Genomic DNA, 4,199 nt, shown 5'->3' on the forward strand with positions numbered 1-4,199 from the left:
AACCCCCGTCAGCCCAGCCGTATGTGACGGAGCATCAGCAGCCCGGCCGCCATGTTGGCGGCCGGGATCTCGCCCCGGGCGATCATGTCCGGTACGAGCTTGAGCGGCACCCACTCGCGGCACGACGACTCGAAGTCGTCCTCGGGCGGCCCGGTGTACGTGGCCTCCTCCGCCCAGTAGAGGTGGTGGCGGGCGTCGGTGAGGCCGTTCGACGGCTCGACCGTCAGCAGGTGGCGCAGCGGTCCCGGCCGCCACCCCGTCTCCTCCTCCATCTCCCGCGCCGCCGCGCGTTCGATGTCCTCGCCGTCCTCGACGACCCCCGCGGCCAGTTCCCAGCCCCAGCTGTCGGTGATGAAGCGGTGGCGCCTGAGGAGCAGCACCTCGTTGGCCTCGTTGACGACCGTGGCCGCCGCGACCGGGCGGAGCCGGATGAGGAAGTGGTCCAGGTGGCGGCCGTCGGGAAGTTCGACGTCCGCGAGGTTGACCTGGAACCAGCGATTCTCATACACAGTCTGTTCGCTTAGTTTCGTCCACTGCACGTTTCTGCCACCTTCCGACGCGTTGATGGCAACATCGCAGCAGACCTCACTGCTGAATCTCAGCAACACGTCGTCCGCGCAGGGGGCTTACCGGGGGGCTTACAGAGGCACACGGAGCGCTTCGTCGATCAGCGCGGCCGCCTCCCCGGCCTCGCTGGAACCGCTGGACACCAACTCGCCGCGCACCGCGCGCAGCCGGTCCCGCAGCCGCTGGGACTCCATCCCCTTCGCACGTTCGGCCATCTCGGCGGCGGTTCTGGCCGCCCGGTCGGGCTCGCCCTGCCGCAGCTCGATGTGGCTGAGCATGGCGAGGCGGTGGATCCTGCCCCGGTCGTGCGCCGGGGTGCCCACGGCGGCCGTGGCGTGCGCCCGCGCCGCCGCCAGATCGCCGAGGCTGAGCAGCGCCTCGGCCACCTGGACGTTGACCAGGCCCGGCTGGACATAGCCCGTCTCGTCCGGTTCGTGGCCCGGCCGGATGCGTTCCGCCTCGCTCTCCGCGCGCCGGATGCGGTCCAACGCGTTGCCGCCGTCGCCGAGATGGGCGTACGACTTGGCCTGCATCGCGTAGAGGTCGGCGGTGAGCGCGGGCGTGATGCGCGGTCCGGCGGCCCGCAGGGCGGCCTCCGCGAAGGCGACAGCCTGACGGTACTCCCCCATGTGCAGCGACTGGTTGACGAGCAGCGCGATCACATAGGCGCCGAGTCCCCGGTCGCCGCTGGCCTTCGCGAGCCGCAGCGCCTGGTGGAAGTACCGCTGGGCGAGGCCGTGGGCGTCGGAGTCGTACGCGCAGATGCCGGCCACCGCGACCAGTCCGCCCGTGGCCCGGTGCAGTTGCCGGCCCAGTGCGTCGCCGTAGGAGCCGCGCAGCAGCGGCGCGGTCTCGGCGTTGAGGAAGCCGACCACCCGGGCGCGGGTGGCGACCCCGCCGGATCTTCGGTACATCAACTCGTAGTGCGCCCGGGCCGACTTGAGCAGCTCGACGTCGGCCGGACCGACCCTGGTCCGGCCCGCACGCGAGACGTCCGTGTCCTCGGGAGGGTTCTCCCACTCCCATACGGGCATGACGGCGGGCGTCCCGGTGACGGCGGGGGCCGCCGCCAGGTGGGGCCGCTGCTGTTCGTCGGAGCGCCAGAGCGCGGCGGCCCGTTCGACGAACCCGGAGAGCGGGGTGCCGGCCGGGCGGTACGCGCCGGGCGCGCCGAGGCCGATGTCGTCGAGGGTCAGCGGGCGGCGCAGCCGGTCGCCCAGGACCGTACAGATCAGGTCGGGCACCTGACCGCGTGGCCGCTGCCCCTTCAACCACCGGGCCACGGCGGTGTGTTCGTACCGCAGCGCGAGACCACGGGCATCGCCGGCGCGGTTGATCCGGGCGGCGAGACCGGCGTGGGAGATGCCCGCCTCGTCCAACAGCGAGTCGAGCAGAGTGTTGGGCTGCATGTGCCCCTCCGATGACTGGCAGGCCCACAATAGAACCTGTGCGGTGGGACAAGGGACGGTATGTACGGGAAAATTCACACGGGGTGTGAACGGAACGTACGGATCCGTGCCCCGCACACGCTGCCGCCGGACCGCCCGGCACGGTTGACTCGGTGGTCTCGCAAGAGGCGGCCGGGCCGCCGGCTCCCCCTCGTACAGTGCGGCGGCCCGTCACCGCGTCGTCCGTCCCCCCGGCCTGCCCGACACTCCACGGTGGGACGGACGACGCGCCGGCCGCGTCTCGCACGAAGCGGGCAGGGCCGACAGTGCCGACAGGGCCACGTCCCTCCGGGTCGCTCACCGGCGGGAGGGTTCTGTACGGGCGCGGTGCGGCGCGGGTTCGCCGGTCGGCGCGGGGACGCGCGTACGGTCGCCCCGGTCGTTGCGCAGGACGAGCAGCGCCACGTCGTCGGTGATCCGCCCGCCGGTGTGCCGCAGCAGCGCCGTGTGCACCTGCCGCGCCACGTGCGCCGGTGAGACGGGCACCCCGGGCGGCCGGCCCGCCAGGGACCGTACGAGCGCGTCCCTGAGGCCGAAGAACCGGCCCGCCGCGTCGCGGGCGTCCTCCGCCCCGTCCGTGTGCAGGAACAGCGCCTCCCCGGGCAGCAGCCGCCCGCAGACCAGGGGCGCGAGGTCGTCCGGCAGCGGAAAGGCGCCCAGCGGGGGCAGCGGCTCGACGGTGGACAGCGGTACGGCGCCCGGCCCGAGCCGATAGGGCCACGGATGGCCGCAGTTGAGGGCCCGTACGTCCGAGTCGGCGCCGATCTCCAGCAGCAGGACGGTGACGAACTCCTCCGCCGCCGGGTTCACCGGCTCCCGCCCGCCCGCCGCCGCGTGCTCCGGGCGCGCCAGGTCCCGCAACCGGCGCTGGTACGCGCGGTCGAGCCGGCGCAGCACCCCGTCGAGACCCGCCTCGTCGTGCGCGGCCTCCCGGAAGCTGCCGAGGACGGCGGCCACCGCGCCGATCGCGGACAGGCCGTGCCCGCGTACGTCCCCGATGACGATCCGCACGCCGTACGGGGTGGCCACCGCCTCGTACAGGTCGCCGCCGACGTCGGCGCCGTGCGAGACGGAGAGCCTGCGGGCGGCCAGGGTCAGCCCGTCGACGGCCGGGGGCAGCGGCCTGAGCAGCACGTCCTGGGTGGCGCGCGCGACCGCCCTCGCCTCGCGCAACTCCCGGACAGGACCGCGCCGTACACCGGTGAGCAGATACCCCACCGCCATCAGGAACGCCGCGCAGGTCACCGTGCGGCGGACCAGGCCGTCGCCCTCCTCCTCCAGCGGGCAGGTCAGCTCCCAGAGGACGACCAGCACCAGCCAGAGGCCCAGCACCACACATTCGACAACACGCCGCGGGACGGGCGCGATCGCCCGCGTGTCCCCCGCCGCCCTGGTACGGATCATGCCGTCGGGCCTCCTCGGCCGGTCCGGACGTCCCTCGACCGTCGTGGCCGCAACGATTGTGTCGATCACTCCGGCCCGTCGGCGACCTCGTCCCGGCTTCTCACCCGAATGAGTGAGGGGCCTCTCCGGACGACCGAGGGGCGCTTCCGGAGATCCGGAAGCGCCCCTCGTCGTTCAGGCGTTCAGGCGTTCAGGCCGGCGTCACACGCGCCGCGCCAGTCGTTCAGGCCGGCCTCACGCGCCGCGCAGCACCGCTCCGGTCCGCTCGGCCGCCAGCGCCACCGCCGCGTCGCGCGCGGCCGTGGCCTCCTCGACGGTCAGCGTGCGGTCCGGCGCCCGGAAGCGCAGGGCGTACGCGAGGGACTTGCGGCCCTCGCCGATCTGCTCGCCGGTGAAGACGTCGAACAGCCGCAGGGACTCCAGCAGTTCACCCGCGCCCTGGTGCAGGGCCTCCTCCACCGCCGTGGCCGGCACGTCGTGCGCGACGACCAGCGCGACGTCCTGGGTGGCGACCGGGAACGTGGAGATCCGCGGTGCCTGGACGGGGCCCTCGCCCGCCCGCTCCAGGAGGTCCAGTTCGATCTCCATGACGCAGGTACGGTCCGGCACCCCGAGCGTCTTGACGACCCTCGGGTGCAGCTCTCCCGCGTGGCCGACGAGCGTCTCCTCGCCGTCCACGGTGGCGAAGAGGGCCGCGCACCGGCCGGGGTGCCACGGCTCGTGCTGCCCGGCGCGGACGGTCAGCTCGACGCCGGCCTCCCGTGCGACGGTACGGGCCGC

At 73.7% G+C, this 4,199-nt stretch carries 3 protein-coding genes and 1 pseudogene; all 4 read right to left on the reverse strand.

What is annotated here, in order from left to right; all coding sequences use genetic code 11:
* Positions 1–8 precede the first annotated feature (8 nt).
* Positions 9–539, reverse strand: coding sequence for an NUDIX hydrolase (locus GT042_RS27445; protein WP_161311411.1), 531 nt, complete (start codon positions 537–539; stop codon positions 9–11).
* Between the two features lie 99 nt (positions 540–638).
* Entirely contained in the window at positions 639–1,976 is a 1,338-nt protein-coding gene (locus tag GT042_RS27450; RefSeq protein ID WP_161311412.1) for a transcriptional regulator, read from the reverse strand.
* A gap of 336 nt (positions 1,977–2,312) precedes the next feature.
* Positions 2,313–3,419: a PP2C family protein-serine/threonine phosphatase gene (locus tag GT042_RS27455; protein WP_161311413.1), complete on the reverse strand. Its 1,107-nt coding sequence runs from the start codon at positions 3,417–3,419 to the stop codon at positions 2,313–2,315.
* A 234-nt stretch (positions 3,420–3,653) separates the two neighbouring features.
* Positions 3,654–4,199: pseudogene (locus tag GT042_RS27460) on the reverse strand (phenylalanine--tRNA ligase subunit beta); the annotation flags it as partial.

The sequence above is a fragment of the Streptomyces sp. SID3212 genome (genome assembly GCF_009865405.1).
In the GTDB taxonomy this organism is placed as follows: Bacteria; Actinomycetota; Actinomycetes; order Streptomycetales; family Streptomycetaceae; genus Streptomyces.

Bases quoted from the DNA above. Each gene is read 5' to 3' on its own strand.
- GT042_RS27450 (WP_161311412.1), bottom strand. From the start codon at position 1,976: ATGCAGCCCAACACTCTGCTCGACTCGCTGTTGGACGAGGCGGGCATC.
- GT042_RS27455 (WP_161311413.1), bottom strand. From the start codon at position 3,419: ATGATCCGTACCAGGGCGGCGGGGGACACGCGGGCGATCGCGCCCGTC.